The 16,827-nt window shown below is 66.4% G+C and carries 13 protein-coding genes; 10 read left to right on the top strand and 3 right to left on the bottom strand.

Annotation, left to right across the window (positions count from 1 at the left end; translation table 11 throughout):
* Positions 1 to 29 precede the first annotated feature (29 nt).
* Positions 30 to 1,406, bottom strand: a complete 1,377-nt coding sequence (locus AC3FOF_RS17095; RefSeq protein WP_276265994.1) for a sigma-54 dependent transcriptional regulator — start codon at positions 1,404 to 1,406, stop codon at positions 30 to 32.
* A gap of 616 nt (positions 1,407 to 2,022) precedes the next feature.
* Here AC3FOF_RS17095 and AC3FOF_RS17090 point away from each other — a divergent pair.
* On the top strand, positions 2,023 to 2,331 hold the full coding sequence (locus AC3FOF_RS17090; protein ID WP_488727231.1) for a hypothetical protein: 309 nt from the start codon (positions 2,023 to 2,025) through the stop codon (positions 2,329 to 2,331).
* A gap of 590 nt (positions 2,332 to 2,921) precedes the next feature.
* On the opposite strand, the gene AC3FOF_RS17085 is transcribed toward AC3FOF_RS17090, so the two are convergent.
* Together AC3FOF_RS17085 and AC3FOF_RS17080 are read right to left on the bottom strand one after the other, a co-directional pair.
* Positions 2,922 to 3,890 (bottom strand): Bug family tripartite tricarboxylate transporter substrate binding protein, encoded by a 969-nt coding sequence (locus AC3FOF_RS17085; protein WP_488727230.1) that lies wholly within the window; start codon positions 3,888 to 3,890, stop codon positions 2,922 to 2,924.
* 205 nt (positions 3,891 to 4,095) lie between these two features.
* Positions 4,096 to 5,007: a LysR family transcriptional regulator gene (locus AC3FOF_RS17080; RefSeq protein ID WP_035816353.1), complete on the bottom strand. Its 912-nt coding sequence runs from the start codon at positions 5,005 to 5,007 to the stop codon at positions 4,096 to 4,098.
* Positions 5,008 to 5,262: 255 nt separating this feature from the next.
* Here AC3FOF_RS17080 and AC3FOF_RS17075 point away from each other — a divergent pair, with 255 nt between their 5' ends.
* The 9 genes from AC3FOF_RS17075 to bcsA all read left to right on the top strand — a co-directional run.
* Entirely contained in the window at positions 5,263 to 6,618 is a 1,356-nt protein-coding gene (locus tag AC3FOF_RS17075; RefSeq protein ID WP_488727229.1) for an MmgE/PrpD family protein, read from the top strand.
* Between the two features lie 36 nt (positions 6,619 to 6,654).
* Positions 6,655 to 8,793, top strand: a complete 2,139-nt coding sequence (locus AC3FOF_RS17070; protein ID WP_488727228.1) for an acetate--CoA ligase family protein — start codon at positions 6,655 to 6,657, stop codon at positions 8,791 to 8,793.
* Between the two features lie 21 nt (positions 8,794 to 8,814).
* Positions 8,815 to 9,975: an acyl-CoA dehydrogenase family protein gene (locus AC3FOF_RS17065; RefSeq protein WP_488727227.1), complete on the top strand. Its 1,161-nt coding sequence runs from the start codon at positions 8,815 to 8,817 to the stop codon at positions 9,973 to 9,975.
* Positions 9,976 to 10,430: 455 nt separating this feature from the next.
* A complete protein-coding gene (locus tag AC3FOF_RS17060; RefSeq protein WP_276265987.1) occupies positions 10,431 to 11,219 on the top strand; it encodes a class II aldolase/adducin family protein in 789 nt (262 codons plus the stop codon).
* A 45-nt stretch (positions 11,220 to 11,264) separates the two neighbouring features.
* Positions 11,265 to 12,281 (top strand): D-2-hydroxyacid dehydrogenase, encoded by a 1,017-nt coding sequence (locus tag AC3FOF_RS17055; RefSeq protein ID WP_488727226.1) that lies wholly within the window; start codon positions 11,265 to 11,267, stop codon positions 12,279 to 12,281.
* Between the two features lie 658 nt (positions 12,282 to 12,939).
* The gene (bcsD, locus tag AC3FOF_RS17050; RefSeq protein ID WP_017229944.1) at positions 12,940 to 13,395 is read left to right on the top strand and encodes a cellulose biosynthesis protein BcsD; all 456 of its coding nucleotides are present in this window, start codon (positions 12,940 to 12,942) and stop codon (positions 13,393 to 13,395) included.
* 57 nt (positions 13,396 to 13,452) lie between these two features.
* Positions 13,453 to 14,127: a cellulose biosynthesis protein BcsP gene (gene bcsP, locus AC3FOF_RS17045; RefSeq protein WP_488727225.1), complete on the top strand. Its 675-nt coding sequence runs from the start codon at positions 13,453 to 13,455 to the stop codon at positions 14,125 to 14,127.
* The gene (gene bcsQ / locus AC3FOF_RS17040) at positions 14,124 to 14,897 is read left to right on the top strand and encodes a cellulose biosynthesis protein BcsQ (RefSeq protein WP_017225078.1); all 774 of its coding nucleotides are present in this window, start codon (positions 14,124 to 14,126) and stop codon (positions 14,895 to 14,897) included. Before bcsP ends, bcsQ begins: the two co-directional genes overlap by 4 nt.
* The coding region (gene bcsA, locus AC3FOF_RS17035) for a UDP-forming cellulose synthase catalytic subunit (protein WP_488727224.1) at positions 14,894 to 16,827 on the top strand (1,934 nt) is incomplete at its 3' end. The genes bcsQ and bcsA, both read left to right, overlap by 4 nt.

Below are 16,827 nucleotides of genomic sequence, written 5' to 3'. Positions count from 1 at the left end.
CCTGGATGCAGGCGGCCTGCCGCCAGCCGTCACCCCTGCAGGCAAACCATCCCCAGCTCGCCCTTCCTGACCTGCAGCTTGTGCTCTCGCATCATGCGGAACAAGGTGACCCGCGAGATGCCCAGCTCTTCCGCAACGTCCATGAGCCGCTCGTGATGCCGCTGCAAGGCTTCCTTGAGGGCATCCCGCTCCGCGGATTCCCTGATTTCCGCGAGCGTGAGGGGGCGGGTCTCGGCAGGCGGTTCCAGGTCCAGGTCGGCCGGGTTGACGACGCCGTTCTCGCACATCGCGGCGGCATGCCGGATGCGGTTGATCAGTTCGCGGACGTTGCCGGGCCAGCCATGCGCGCTGATCGCGCGGATTGCCGCGGGCGAGAAGCCCTTGATGCGGTCCGGCGACTGCTTTCTGATGTCGTTCAGGATATGCTCGGCCAGGAGTATGACGTCGCTGCCGCGCTCGCGCAGCGGTGGTTGCTTGACGCGCAGCACGCATAGGCGATGATAAAGGTCGCTACGGAAACGCTCCGCCGCGACAGCGGCTTCCAGGTTGACATGGGTGGCCGAGATGATGCGGGCCTTGACCGTGACGGATTCCGTGCCACCAAGACGCTCGATGCGGCCCGTCTCAAGGAAACGCAGCAGGCTGGTCTGGCTCTCGATCGGCATATCGCCGATTTCGTCGAGGAAAAGCGTGCCGCCATCCGCCATCTCGATACGGCCCGGTTTGCGCTTGAGCGCCCCGGTAAAAGCGCCACGTTCATAGCCGAACAGCTCCGAGAGGAGGAGGGTCGGCGGGATGGCGGCGCAGTTGACTGCGATAAACGGGCCGTTGCAATGCCGTGACGCCTTGTGGATGGCTTGCGCGGCGATTTCCTTCCCGGACCCGGATTCGCCTGCGATCAGAACGGGCGCATCCCATTTCGCCACCTTGCCGATGGCGCGGAAAAGGCTGTGCATCGCTGGACAGTTGCCGATCATGCCTTCCGGCGACGGGGCATGCGAAGCTGCCGGCATATTGCTGGTGCGGAGCTGGGCCATGCCGAGGGCGTGTCCCACGGCATGGGAAATGGACTCGGGATCGGACGGCTGAGTCCGGTAGTCGGCGAAATAGGTGCCCAGTATCCTGCGCGCGCTATCCGACAAGGCTTCGGTCCTGGATACCGAGCCAATCCAGCCAATATGGTCCAGGGCGAACCAAGGCTCGAACGACTCCACGTCGTCATCCTCGAACCCGCTGTGCAGGTCGAATAGCCCGGCCATTGGTTGGGCATTCAACTGCTGGTCGTCGAGATCCCGGCGGTTTGAGGCGAAAACGATTTTCCACCCCGCCTGCGACAGGAACCTGCAGAGGGCGGCATCATGTTGCCGTGAAAGGTACAGCAGCGGACGATTGGCGTACGTACTCATGGATTCCCCCGGGTCTTCTTATTTTTAGCAAGCGGGGGAGGCTTTGATTTCTCCCGCGTGCTCGCTGGCGCTACTCTGCAAAATGTGATGCCTTCGCAGCGAGTGCAGCGACTACCATCAAAACAGGGGGCAAATGAACCGTGCAGATCAGATCAAATGTTCCCCGGACTCAACGCCAGCGCATGCCCTGGCCCTCCTGCCCTGCAGCATTGCGCCGGCCGGATAGCCAATGCGCACGCACCTTGGACGTCGCCGCTCGCGGCGGTTTGCGTATGACAAGGTGCGGCGGATCGATCCTGCTCTACCTCCCCGCAGAGGAGTCGATCCGCGCCTGAAAGCACTGCAACTACTAGTTATCGGCAGAATGGCAGGTGGCGCCTGACACTCCGCCGCGGGCCTTGCTTGTTGTCCAGGCCGGCCCTCCGCCTGTCCCCCCTGAATGACCCCGTAAAACGCTATTTCCCTGTTAGTGGCGCAGTCGAGTCCGATGGATCTTCTTCGTACGCCCTGGCGTGCCTGCGGCCGCTCCTTTTATCTTGTAACCAGCATGAGAGCGACGAGCGTGCCAGTCTGGGTAAGTATTTGATTTATAAGGTGATCGTTTTGGAGCACATGTTTGAATTTCCGGATTCATGTAACAAGATGTTTCTTTCCTGTGATGAGTGGCGATCCGGATTTCGGGCTGCGGCATTTTGCTGACGCAATGCCTATGCCTGAATGCGCACTTATTCAGGGGGGAGGTGCGGTAGCAGGCATTGCGGCGACGGCGCGGATGATTCGAGCAGCGGTGGCCGCAAGATACGTGAAGGAAGCACGGGGCCGCGCACCGGTTCAAAATGGTTGCATTCCTGGAACAGGATTTATTTGGGAATGCCGGCAGCCTTGCGCGGTGCGCGTCGGGATTTCTTCTCCTGATGTGCTGTAATCCGCGCTGTCTCCATCTATCCAGAAAAAATGGCCTAGTGCATTGTGGCGTCGATGTCGTGCCGGCGCCGAAAACGGAAGGCTCAACCCATCTTTTTGGATGAGATGGACATTGGACGCCGCTTGTTTCCAAAAGCTGCCGATCTGTTGCAAGCCTGAAACAAGCGATGCCTGGCGCGGCGCCATGGCGTCTGACCGATCAGGGGATGGCGCATCGCCGTCGGCACGCGGAAGAGGGGAGTAGCGCACGCTGGCGGGCGCGTGTCTTCTTCTGGTGCGGCATATGGAGCGCTTTTCAAGACTTAGGTGCCGGCCGCGTGCCTCAATACTGTAAGCCACGTGTCGTTACATCAGCGAGGTGGTAGCGCATTCGATACTTGGTAGCGTGCCGGCGCGCGCGAGCGCCGATGCGGCAACGGCACACCAACCGGTGATCGCGCTGCCGTCGGCATGGTGTCGTCAGAGTCAGCGATCCGGCAAGCCTGCCCGCTACCGGAAACACAGTGACTACGAACGGAACCTTCAAAATACCGTGTCGCCGGGTCCCGCCGTCACGGTGCAGATTCCGCCAGCGGGGGGAAGCGGTGCGCGTCAGTCGATCCGTGCGCCCGAACTGATGACCACGGGCTTCCATGTCTGGTATTCGGCCACCACGAACTTGCCGAATGCCTCGGGTGCCAGTTGCATGGCCTCGGCGCCTTGCTGGGACAGCTTGGCACGCACCTCCGGTTTGGCGAGCGCGTCGCCGACGGCCTTGTTCAGCGTGGCGACGATCTCCCTGGGCGTGCCCTTCGGTGCAAACAGGCCGAACCACGCGCCAGTGACCAGGTTGGGCACGCCGGCTTCCGCCATCGTCGGCGCATCGGGCAAGGCGGCCGAGCGTTTGCGCGAGGTGACGGCCAGCACGCGCAGGTTGCCGCCGCGGATCTGCGAGATCACCGAGGGAATCGTCGCAAACATGAACTGCACGCGCCCCGCCAGCAGGTCGTTGAGCGCATCGGCCCCCTTGTACGGGACATGGGTCGTCCGCACCCCCGTACGCTCGTTGAACAGGACGCCGGAGAGGTGCGCGGCCGTCCCCACCCCGGTGGAGCCGAAATTCAGGGTATTCGGGTGCGCCTTGGCGTAGGCGATCAGATCCTGCACGTTCTTGACCGGCAGGCTGGGATTCACTACCAGCACGTTCGGCACGTCGGCAATCGGGGCGACCGGCGTCAGCTCCGTTTGCGGATTGACCTTGAGCTTGCGGTAGAGCGTGGGGTTGATGGCCACGGGGCCGACGGAGGTGGCCAGCAGGGTATAGCCATCGGGATCGCTGCGGCCAACGAAATCCGTGCCGATATTGCCGCCGGCGCCGGGGCGGTTTTCCACGACCACGCTCTGACCGAGTGTTTGCCCGATCTGCTGGGCGACTTCGCGCGCGAGGATGTCGGTAGTGCCTCCCGCGGTGAACGCCACCACGACGCGGACCGGCTTGGAGGGGTAGGGTTGCTGGGCGCTGGCCGTTGCGGCGCAGCATAGCAGCAGGCCGGCGGCCGTGCGCCGCAGGATCTTGTTCATGGCTGTCTCCGATGTGATCGTTATCGTCGTGCGGCCCCGCCAGGAGAACGCACCCGTCCAGCACATCTTAGAAAGCCCGTCGGCCCCAGCTTTGAAAAAAGAGCAACGCAGCCTTCATGGCGCGCAAAGCGGAGAACCCGGCGCAACAACATCTCCCGTATTGAAAGCGCCCAGAGCGCAAGCCCCGGAAACCCGGGCAAAACCCCTACCTGGGTCTCTGGAAATGCTGCTCCATGGCCGCGCAGCGGCTCAGGTATTCCAGCAGGTGCGCCACGCCGCCCGGCAGGCTTTCCTTGTCTCGCACGCAGACGTAGAAGTCCCGCACCGCCCACGCATCGGTCAGCGTCAGCAGCGACAGCCCCATCATCGACAGATAGTTCTTGGCAATGCCCTCGGGCACCATGGCGATGCCCAGCCCCTCGCGCACCATGCGGCAGCGCGCCTCGAAGTTGGATACCTGCGTTTTCACCGTCAGTGGCCGCGAGATCGTGCCGGAGACCAGCGTCAGGAACGCATCGAAGGTATGGCGAGGGAAGTAGCCGAGGAAGTCGTAGTCCAGCGCCTCCTCCAGCCGCAGCGATCCCTTGGCCTCCAGCGGATGTCCGCGCGGCACCACCAGCCCCACGCGGTCCTGGCGGTACGGCAGCGAGTGCACGCCAGGGCTGGGCGTTCCGGCGTGATAGATGCCGATGTCGGCATCGCCGTTGGAGACCAGGCGCGGGACATCGAAGCTGAATGCCTCCACCAGGTCGATCCGCGCCTCGGGGGCGTGCTTGAGGAAGCCGCTGATATCGGTCGGCAGGAACTGCAGGATCGTCGAGGCATTGGAGGCCAGCCGGATCTTGGCGATGCCGTCGGCGGAGTAGGCCGCCAGCGCGTCCTGCGCCAGTTGCACGCTGCGCACGATGGCCTTGGCGCGCTGGTATAGCATCGCGCCCGCCGGCGTCGGCTCCACGCCGCGGCCGTGGCGGCGCAGCAGCGCGGTGCCGGCGCGCCGCTCCAGCTCGGCAATGCGCTTGCTGGCCGCGGAGGTCACCAGGTTCTCGCGTTCGGCCGCACGCGAAAGGCTTTTTTCCTCGACGGCGGCAATCAGGATGGCAAGCGAGGGAATGTCCATGTCCATGGGTGCGGGCTTTCTCCAAAGCGGAACGGGCAAGGCGGCAGCCGTTGTCGACGGCCCGCGCGAAGTGCGGGTTTTCCCGAGCCGACAGGCCTGGCGTACAGGGTGCGCCTGCGGAGTATGCACCGCCGCTCCGTTGACCGGAATAGGCATGCGGGTTTGGGAGCTTTCACCAAATGTCAAAGCTCGCCGGCGTGCCATCCCTACCATGTGATGCATTCCCGAACGAGATGTGGCAAGAGGAGACCTCGCATGATCATCGACGAATTCGCCGCCTACGCTGGCCGAGCGGCCACCGCACCGTTGCCGGACCCCGTCCTGCACCATGCGCGCCGCGCGGTGATCGACTGGTTCGCGGCGTTGCTGGCCGGCTTGCAGATGGCGCCCGGCCAGCAGCTGGTGGCCGCGCATCGCGCGGAACTGGGCGTTGGCAAATCCACCATCATCGGTCACGCCACGCCGGCCTTCCCGGCCACGGCGGCCTGGATCAACGGCAGCACCTCGCACGCGGCGGAATTCGACGATATTTTCCGCGATGCCGTCTACCATCCCGGCTGCCCGACGATCGCGGCCGCGCTGGCATTGGCCGAGCAGGTGGACGCCACCGGCATCGACCTGCTGCGCGCGGTGATCGCGGGCTACGAGGTGTCCACGCGCATCGGCGCGGCCGTCCAGCCGGCGCACTACCGCTTCTTCCACACCACGGGCACGGTCGGCTGCTTTGGCGCGGCGGCGGCCGGCGCGCTGCTGTTGTCCCCCGGCGATGTCCGTGCCGCGGCCGATGCACTGGCCACGGCAGCGACATTCGCGTCGGGGCTGCAACAGGCGTTCCGCTCCGATGCGATGACCAAGGCACTCCACGCCGGCCATGCCGCGCAGGTAGGTGTGCAGGCCGCCCAGGCTGCAGCGCATGGCGTCAACGGCGTGCACGACATCCTGGAGGGCGATGCCGGCTTTGGTGCCGCGCTCTGCGGCAAGCCGGACTGGCATGGCGTGACCGATGGCCTGGGCACCGATTACCACATCATGCGCATCACGCAGAAGAACCATGGTTGTTGCGGCCACACCTTTGCCGCCATCGACGCCGCCATGCGGATCGTGCGCGACCATCGGCTCGACCCGGCCCGCATCGCCGCCATCCGCGTGGCGACGTACCAGGCGGCGCTTGACGTCACAGGCAATTTTCGGCCCGCCACCGCGTTTGAGGCGCGTTTCAGCCTGCCGTACGTCGTCGCGCACGGCCTCCTGCACGGCGCGGTGCGGCTCGATGCATTCCAGCCAGACCGGCTGGCGGACCCGGCCATCCGCGCGCTGATGACGAAGGTCGCGCTGAGCGCCGATCCCGATCTGACCGCCGCCTTCCCGCGGCAGCGGGCTGCGCGCGTGGAAATCGAGACGGCCGACGGCAGCCGCCATGCGCACTTTGCCCCGTATCGGCACGGCGACCCCGAATCCCCGCTCGACGACGCGACGTTGGCTGACAAGTTCATGGAACTGGGCGGCCCGGTACTCGGAGCCAGTCCGGCTGCACGGCTGCTCGAGGCGCTGTGGCAGCTCGATCATCGCCCGGTGCGTGCGCTGGGGCTGTCCACGCTCAGGGCCGGCTGAGCCGGATCAGATCCATCGTCAAGACGAGAAACATTGATGACGCAAGTCAACGAACAAGGTGGCCCCGAAACGGGCGCCACGGGCCGCACACTCGCCAAGGCACTGTTCACGCCGGGCGCCGTCGCGCTGGTCGGTGCCTCGGCCGATGAAAGCAAGAACACCGCGCGGCCGCTGCGCTTCATGCGCAAGCATGGCTATGCGGGCCGGGTGTTCCCGATCAACGCCGGCCGCGCCGAGGTGATGGGGCTGCAGGCGTATCCGAGCGTCGCGGCCTTGCCGGACACCATCGATCATGCTTTTGTGATGGTGCCCGGCCGGCAGGTGGCAGAGGTGCTGGAGCAGTGCGCCGCGCGTGGCGCCAGCGTGGTGACGGTGTTCTCGGACGGCTTCGCGGAACTGGGCGAGGCCGGCATGGCCGCACAGCGGGCGCTCGCCGCCCGGGCGAAGGAACTGGGCGTGCGGCTGTTGGGTCCCAACAGCATCGGCGTGGTGGACGTCCACAGCGGCGCCATCCTTTCCGTCAATGCCGTGCTGGAGGCGGACACCCTGCGCGCGGGTGGCATCAGCGTGGTCTCGCAAAGCGGATCGATGCTCGGCGCGCTGCTGTCGCGCGGCGCGGCACGCGGATTCGGCTTTGCCAAGCTGGTCTCCGTGGGCAACGAGAGCGATATCGGCGTCGGCGAACTGGTCGACCTGCTGGTCGACGACGACGCCACCGAGGTGATTCTGCTGTTCCTGGAAACGATCCGGGATGCGGCGGTGCTGGGCCCGGCCCTGCGCCGCGCCCGTGCTGCGGGCAAGCCGGTGCTGGTCTACAAGCTGGGCCGCTCCGCGCAGGGCGAGGCGCTGGCCCAGTCGCATACCGGCGCGTTGGCCGGCAACGACGCGGCGGTGGACGCGTTCCTGCGCAAGCACGGCGCGATACGCGTGGAAATGCTGGAGACGCTGTTCGAAGCCGCGCCGCTGGCCCGCCGCTATGCCGCCGACATCCCGGCGCTGCCGCGCAATCCGCGCATTGCCGTGGTGACGACCACGGGCGGTGGCGCCGCGACGGTGGTGGATCGCCTTGGCCTGGCCAATGTGGAGGCCGTGGCACCGCCCACCGAGTTCATCGCCCACATGGCCGCGCGCGGCGTGCGGATCCGCCAGACGCCGATCATCGACCTGACGCTGGCAGCGACGAGCGCCCAGTACCGGGACCTGGTCGAGCAGATGATCCAGAGCCAATGGTGTGACGCCGTGCTCTGCGTCGTCGGGTCGTCTGCGCAGTTTCACCCCCAGCTTGCCGTGCGCCCGATCGTGGAAGCGTCCGCGCAGCGCGGCAAGCCACTGTTGTCGTTCCTGGCGCCGGAAGCCACGCAATCGCTGGAACTGCTGCAGGCGGCTGGTGTGCCCGCGTTTCGCACCCCGGAGGCCTGCGCGGATGCGTTGGCCTGCCTGTTCCGCGCGGCGAGGACCCGCAACGACCCGGTGGAGGCTCCCGCGCCGGCAAGGTGGCCATCCGCGCTGCCGACGCAAGGTGACTTGTCTGAATTCGAGGCCGCCGTCGCCTTTGCGGAACTGGGTGTGCCGATCGCGCCGATGGCGCTGGTGCGCGAAGGCGCGCTGCAGCACGCCGTGCCCTATCCCATCGTTGCCAAGATCTGTTCGCGAGACATCCTCCACAAGACCGAGATCGGCGGGGTAGAGGTGGGCGTGCGCGATAACGAGGAACTGGCGCGCGCCGCGGCGCGGTTGCTGGAGAACGCGCGGCAGTCCGCTCCGGCGGCGCGCGTCGACGGCATCCTGGTGCAGCGCATGGAAAGCCGCCTGCTGGAGCTGATGCTCGGCTATCGCCACGATCCGCAGGTGGGTCCGATGGTCATGCTGAGCGCGGGAGGCATCACAGCGGAATTGCATCGCGACGTCAGCCTGCGCCCTGCGCCGGTCAGTGTGGCGGAGGCGCACGACATGATCGGCGAGGTTCGCTCGACGCAGCTGATCCGCGGCTTCCGCGGCCTGCCGCGTGGCGACGTGGACGCGCTGGCACACGCCATCGTCGGCTTTTCGCGCCTGGCGGTCATGCAGGGCGCCGACATCGCCGAAGCGGAGATCAATCCCCTGTTCGTGTGTGCCGAAGGCGTGGTCGGTGTCGACTGCCTGCTGCGGCTGGCCGCACCCCAACATGCATTCTGAGAATCAGACTAGGAGACGCTCATGCAATTCAAACTCACGCCGGAACAACAGGCGTTCCAGGACGCCGTCAGCCGGTTTGCCGAAAAGGAACTGAAGCCGGGCGCCCGCCAGCGCGCCCACACCGACGAATATCCATGGGACGTGGCCAGGAAGATGGCTGCGCAGGGCCTGCTTGGCATCACGATCGCCGAAGCGGACGGCGGGCAGGGCGGCACGCTGATGGACGCGATCATCGCCATTCAGGCCGTCGCCGCGCAATGCCCGCGCAGCGCGGACGTCATCCAGGCCGGCAATTTCGGTGCCATCCGCGTGCTGGCCGAGTATGGATCCGCCGGCCAGAAGGCCAAATGGCTGACGCCGCTGCTGCAGGGCGAGGCGCTGATTTCCGTCGGCATGACCGAGCCGGAAGCCGGCTCTGCCGTGACCGAACTGAAGACCACCGCCACGCCGGACGGCGAAGGCTTCCGCATCCAGGGGAGCAAGATCTTCACGACCCACGGCCCGCACGCCGATGTGATCCTGACCTATGTGCGCTTTGGTCCCGGTGTGGGCGGCATCGGGTCGGTGCTGATCGACACCAAGGCGCCGGGCGTGCGCATCGGCCAGCGCTCGCGCTTCATGTCGGGCGAGGAATGGGCGCAGATCTATTTCGAGGATGTCTACGCAAGACCGGAGGACGTGCTGCTCGGCGAGGGCGGCTTCAAGAAGCAGATTGCCGGCTTCAATGTGGAGCGCATGGGCAACACGGCGCGCTCCCTGGCGCTCGGCCGCTATGCCTATGAGGTGGCGCGCCAATGGGCGATGCAGCGCAAGCAGTTCGGCCGGCTGCTCTGCGAGTTCCAGGGGCTGCAATGGAAGTTCGCCGAGATGAAGATGAAGCTGGATGCGGGACAGCTGCTGCTGTACCGCGCTGCCGCCAACGCGGACAGCGGCATTCCGTCCGCCGAGGAAACGGCCATCGCCAAGGCATTCTGCAACCAGGCCGGTTTCGACATCGCCAATGAAGCGTTGCAGGTGATGGGCGGCATGGGCTACAGCCAGGAGGAATTGGTGGAGTACTGCCAGCGCCGCTGCCGCGGCTGGATGATCGCGGGCGGATCGATCGAGATCCTGAAGAACCGCATTGCAGAATCGGTGTTCGAGCGGACATTCTCGCAGCGGCCGGCGGATGCGCGGGCCTGACGGCCGCAAGCGCGATGTCGGCGACACTGCGGAGCCCTCAGCGAACCTGGGCATGATTGAACTGACCGACGTCCCGCTGTTCATGCCGGCTGGCATGCCAAGCCGCCATTTAGGACACTTTGCTCCGTCGTCGCCCAGTCTCAAGAGGCACTGTTGGATACGAGCGCCCAGCCGCTCGTCCCCATCAGGAATCGTGATGCCCCCATGCCGGACGAGGGCTTAGCGGCCCGCCGCCCGCCGGCTACAGTTCCGGACGGACTCCGAATGCCTGAAAACGCCGTGTCCGTTCCCCCAAGAATTTCCCGCCTGTCGCGCCGGCATCTTCGACCGCACGGCGCTGGATGACCGCCGCCCCGAGGGCGCGACGCGCCAGGCTGGCGACCCGGCCCCCGGCTCGGATCAAGACGAGACTCGCCCCGGCGCCCCAATACCGCTGAATCCAAAGGAGACCCATCATGACGAAACCCGGTGTGTTGAACATTCCATCGATGCGCAACCAATGCAGCGAGGCGGAGTGGCAGGCCCGCGTGGACCTGGCCGCCTGCTACCGGCTGGTGGCGCTGTACGGCATGGCGGACATGATGGCCAACCACATCTCCGTGCGCGTGCCGGATGAGGAAGATGCCTTCCTGATCAATGCCTACGGCATGATGTATGAGGAAATCACCGCGTCCAGCCTGATCAAGGTGGACCACGACGGCAAGATTCTTTCCAAGCCGGATTTCGGCGCGCTCAGCTACGGCATCAACAAGGCCGGCTACGTGATCCACAGCGCCGTGCACCACGCCCGCCCCGAGGTGGCCTGCGTGATCCACACGCACAGTTGGGCGTCGATGGCTGTGTCCGGGCTCGATTGCGGCCTGATGCCGATCACGCAGACCGCCATGCGCTTCCTGAAGATCGGCTATCACGATTACCAGGGCGTGGTGCTCGATACCGCCGAGCAGGCGTCGCTGATCGAGGACCTTGGCAAGGGCGAGGCGCTGATCCTGCGCAACCACGGCGCGCTGACCGTTGGCAACACCGTCGGCGAGGCCTTCAACTGGATGCACCGGCTGGAGCTGGCCTGCCGCTCACAGGTGGCGGCGATGTCCTGCAATACGCCGCTGCGTGAGGTGGCGCCGGAGATCCTGCAGGAAACGTGGAACAACTACCAGCCTGGCACGCGCCGTCCATATGGCGTGATGGAATGGCCGGCGCTCTTGCGCAAGCTCGATCGCCTGGATCCCGGCTACCGCGACTAAAGCGTGATGAAGGCCTCCGGCGCCACCGTCGATTGCGCTGAGAACATGGGAAAGCCTGAATCCATATCCGACGCGACGCTGCGCGTCCTGTTGTCCGGGGCGTCGCTGCGCCAGAACCGCGAGGCAATCGGCGCGGCGCTGGGCACGCGCGCGTGGGCGCCGGTGTTGCCGCCCGCCCCGGACGATCCGCATGGCGTCGATGCTGACATCGCGTTTGTTTCGCGCGATGTCACCGGGCTTTCCACCAAGCATGAAATCCTGCCGGCCACCCAGCGTTTCTATGCCGCGATGCGCGAAGCGCCGTCGCTGCGATGGGTGCATACGCATTCCGCGGGCGCGGACCGCACGGTATTCAGTCAGTTGCGGCAGCGCGGCGTGGCGGTCACCACATCGTCGGGCGCCAACGCCGGGGTCGTGGCCCAGACCGCGCTGGCGGGACTATTGGCGCTGGCGCGGCACGTTCCGCAGATGCTCGCCGCCCAGCGGGAACGTCGCTGGGCACCCCTGATCGGCACCGGGCTGCCACGCGACCTGCACGGCCAGACGGCCACCATCGTCGGCTGGGGCCCGATCGGGCAGCAGCTGGGCGCAGTGCTGAAGCTGCTCGGGATGTCGGTGGTGGTGGTGCGCCACCGTGCGACGCCAGCCGGCGATGGCTACGAGACCATGACCTTCGAGGCGCTGCCGACGGTATTGCCGCGCACGGACTGGCTGATCCTGGCCTGCCCGTTGTCCGATCGGACGCGCGGACTGGTGAACGCCGCCGCCCTGGCCAGCCTGCCGGCGGGCTCGCGGCTGATCAACGTGGCCCGCGGGGAAGTCGTCGACGAGCCCGCGCTGGTCGACGCGCTGCGGGAGGGCAGGCTGGCAGGTGCCTATCTGGATGTGTTCGCCCACGAGCCACTGCCCGCCGATTCGCCAGTCTGGGCACTGCCCAACGTCATCGCCACGCCGCATAGCGCCGGATTCTCGGACGGCAACGCCGCGCGCGTGGTCGATATCTTCCTGGACAACCTGCGTCGCTGGGTGCGGGGCGACGCTCTGCGCAACCCGGTCGCATAGCGCCGAGTCGCGACGGATAGCGGCACATCACGTGGACCAGGCCGCTCGCGACGCCCCTCTTCGAGCGCTCATTTTTCGGGTCCGCCCTGGTCTGGCCGACGGCAACTGACGCTCGGCCAACTGGTCAACTGGCCATGCGTCGGCCGCCCGTCGATTCGCAAGGGCAGCTCGTTCTTCCAGACGCTGGCGGACCTGACGTCCGTATCGCCGATTCTGCCACTTGCGGCGATGCCATTTACCGGGTCCGGGACGGAGGCGGCCCGGCATTCCCATGTAGATACATTACATGCGAGGCCCACAGCAGCCGGCGGTGGGGGGAGGAAGCTGCAAAGCTATCCCTGCTTTGGAAGGGGGAGGGTTCCCGGGAGGCGCGGAAACTGGCAGGCTGGCGGTGCCCGCGCAGGGGGGCCCAAGCCTGGCCGGGGAACCCGGGCAAATGGCGCACGGATGGCGGAACGCAGTTTTTTGGCCGATCCCCCCGCCTTGTCCGGCTTTCCGCGCACGGGTTCCCCGTGGTGGATTGCTGTGGCGACGGAACACGCTGAACCAGCGATCTAATGTTGCGCGTAAAGCATTTGCCCAGACCCCCGGGTTGGGAAGAAAATACGCGCACAACCATAAGAATTATCTTAAGCAGGCGATTAAACAGGATATCGGGGTGAATCAAGCGATTCTGCAGTATCTCACTGAGCGCCATTGCTCCTCGCAATGGCGCGACATGCTGGCGGCCCTCGGGGAGGAGCTGGCCGCATCCATGGACGTGGCGGGCTTGCGTGCCGTCATGTGGCGGGTTGGCGTGCGTTTTGCCCAACGTTTCGATACGGGAGCCTGCGCGACCCTCGCGGAACTGGAACGCGCGATTGCCCAGATCTGGCTGGATGTCGACTGGGGCTGGGCCAGCATCGAGGACGCCGGCGGCGCCCTGGTGATCCGCCACTATTGCGCGCCGTTGAGGGCGGCGCTGGGAGACGCCGCTGACGACTGGTCGCCGGCGTTCCTGGAGGGGGCGTACCAGCACTGGTTCCACAAGCTAGGCTCGTCCGAGACCTTGCGGGTCAGCCAGAGTACGCCGATCGATGCGACCGGGTGCCTGGAATTCCGGTTTGGGCGCTGAGGCGTCGCGGCAGCCCGGTGCTGCTGCCCAGTGTCCCCCCTCCGTGAGCGAGATGCCATGAGTCAGTCCGACGATTTGTCCAAGCTGTTCCAGCGCTTTGGCGGCAAGACGGAATCCTACCAAGAGATCGTGCGCGAAGACGCCGCGACGCAAGCGCGCGAGCGCTGGCCGCTGCTGTCCGCCGTGCGGGTCGACCGTGCCGCCACGGTGCCGTCGGTGCAGCCGGCACCGCATGGGTTTGAGGCGGCCGCCCCGCAAGGCGTAGCGCCCGAGCCGCTGTGGCGCGGCGCGCAGCCCGTCAGCCAGCCGCCGGCCGAGCCCGTTGCCATTGCCATGGTGCCCCCGTCCGTGGCCTTCGCGGCGCCCGCAACGGCCCCGGCCGCTCCACCCGCCTCGGCGATGGCGCCGCGTTTCCGGACGCCGGAAGGCATGCCGCCGGCGCCCCCGGCCGCGCCGGCCAGGGCGGTGGCAGCGGCGGCATCGACGGCATCGACGGCATCGGCCGTAGCGCCGGCATCGTCACTGCCGGTGTCTGGCCCGATGTCCGCCCCCGCACCCCACCAGGCCAGCATCTGGGCTCCCGCGACGCCGTCGACCGAACTCGCCGGCCATGCCGCCAGCACCGAGTTGTCTCAAGTGTTCGCACGGCTCGAGGGCAGGCCGGAGCCGGTAACCACCAGCGAGCGCGTTCCCGCGCGCCGTTCCTTTCTTGATCGGTTGAAGCGCTCGTGAAGATTATTGCTGTTGTGTCGGCCAAGGGCGGCGTGGGCAAGACCACCCTGTCAGCCAACCTGGCCGAAGCGCTCGCCCTTGCCGGCGAACATGTGGTGGCGGTCGACCTGGATCCGCAAAACGCGCTGCGCTTGCATTTCGGCATGCCGCCCCAGGAAGTCTCGGGCCATGCGCGGGCCACGCTGGCCGGCGAAGCGTGGCAGGAGAGCATCTACCAGGGGCGTTCGCGCGTGCTGGTGGTGCCGTTCGGCTCGCTCAACGAAACCGACCGCTCGGCCTTCGAGACCCACCTGGCTACGCATCCCGGCTGGCTGCGCACCCAGCTTGCCGCGCTGGGCCTGGGTCCCGACGATGTGGTGGTGATCGATACCCCACCGGGGCCGTCGCCTTATATGCGGCAGGCGCTGTCGTGCGCGCAACTGTGCCTGACGGTGTCGCTGCCGGATGCGGCGTCCTACGCCACCATGCCCCTGATGGAGGACCTGATCCGCACCTACTGCGAGGGCCGGCCCGACTATCTCGGCCACGTGCTGGTGATCAACCAGGTGGACGTGAGCCGTCAGCTCGGCAAGGACGTGGTGCAGGTGCTGCGTGCCCAGCTGGGCGAGCGCGTGCTCGGCGTGATCCATCAGGACCAGGCTGTCGCCGAGGCGCTCGCCTACGACCGCAGCGTGCTGGAATACAACCCGCACAGCCAGGCCACGCACGACCTGCAGCGCTGCGCTGCATGGGTACGGCAGGCCCTGGTCGCACATGGAGGCGCCGCGTGAAGCCAGCCAATTTGACCCGCACTGCCGCTCAGGCAGGCGCTGGCCCCACGCCAAAGGGCGAATCCGGCGGCAAGCCCGGCAGGCTTTCGTCCCTGCTGCAGCGTTTCGGCAATGGCTTCGTGGAACTGCCCCTGTGGGACAGTGCTCCGGTACGGGCGATCGCGCTGGTGCTCGCGCTGGTCATGTTCGCGCTGGTGATCTCGGTGCCGCTGGATTTCTGGCAGCAGATCGGGTTTGCCTCGGTGTGCTTCGCCCTGGCGGCGTGGCTGAACCGGGTCAAGGGGCGTCTTGCCACGTTGATGATGGTGGTGCTGTCGATCGCGGCATCCAGCCGGTATATGTACTGGCGCCTGACCGAAACCGTGGGCCTGGGCGGCTGGTTCGACGCCGCCTTCGGGATCGGCCTGGTGCTGGCCGAGCTGTACGCCTTCGTGGTGTTGATGCTGGGCTATTTCCAGACCGCGTGGCCGCTCCAGCGCCGCCCGGTGCCGATGCCGCCGGACAGCGCGAACTGGCCCACGGTCGACATCTTCATCCCGACCTACAACGAGCCGCTCTCGGTGGTGAAGCCGACGGTGTTCGCCGCCATGTCGCTGGACTGGCCGCGCGACAAGATCAATGTCTATGTGCTCGACGACGGCCGGCGGGAGGAATTCCGCGAGTTCTGCGAGCGGGTCGGCGTCACCCACGTCACGCGCAACCACAATCGCCACGCCAAGGCCGGCAATATCAACGAGGCGCTCAAGAACACGTATGGCGAGTACGTGGCGATCTTCGACTGCGACCACATTCCCACCCGCTCCTTCCTGCAGATCTGCATGGGCTGGTTCCTCAAGGACGGCAAGCTGGCCATGCTGCAGACGCCGCACTATTTCTTCTCGCCGGATCCGTTCGAGAAAAACCTGCGCACCTTCCAGGAAGTGCCCAACGAGGGCGAACTGTTCTACGGCCTGGTGCAAGACGGCAACGATCTGTGGGACGCAACGTTCTTCTGCGGCTCGTGCGCCATCATCCGCCGCGCCCCGTTGCTGGAGGTCGGCGGCATCGCGGTGGAAACCGTGACCGAGGACGCGCACACCGCGCTCAAGCTGCACCGCAAGGGCTACGGCACCGCCTACCTGGCGATTCCGCAGGCGGCGGGGCTGGCCACGGAAAGCCTTTCGGGCCACGTGGGCCAGCGTATCCGCTGGGCGCGCGGCATGGCGCAGATCTGCCGGGTGGACAATCCGCTACTCGGGCCGGGCCTGTCGCTCCCGCAGCGGCTGTGCTACCTCAATGCCATGCTGCATTTCTTCTATGGCCTGCCGCGGCTGGTGTTCCTGACCGCGCCGCTGGCCTACCTGCTGTTCGGCGCCCACGTGATCCAGGCCTCCGCGTTGACCATTGCCATCTTCGCGCTGCCCCACCTGCTGCACGCGAACATGAGCAACTCGCGCATCCAGGGCAAGTTCCGGCATTCGTTCTGGAACGAGGTCTACGAATCGGTGCTGGCGTGGTACATCATGCGGCCGGTGCTGGTGGCCTTCGTCAACCCCGCGGCCGGCAAGTTCAACGTGACGCCCAAGGGCGGGGTGATCGAGGAAGCCTACTTCGACTGGGTGATCTCGCGGCCCTACCTGGTGCTGCTGCTGTTCAACCTGCTGGGCGTGGTGGTGGGCTTCCTGCGGCTGTTCCTGTGGAACCAGTTCGAGGCCACCACGGTGGTGCTGAACCTGATCTGGACCTTCTACAACCTGATCATTCTCGGCGCTTCCATTGCTGTGGCCAGCGAGACGCGGCAGATCCGCGTGGCGCACCGGGTGGCGATGAAGCTGCCTGCCACGTTGCATTTCGCCGATGGCCGTGCCGTGGTGTGCGAGACCATCGACTTCGCCGAGGGCGGCATCGGCATGCGGCTGCCGCCGGGCATGAAGGCGACCGTAGGCGACGC

Source organism: Cupriavidus sp. 96C5-1 (assembly GCF_057798855.1).
The sequence above is the reverse complement of the archived record's forward strand: the minus strand, read 5'-3'. Positions and strand labels throughout refer to the sequence as shown.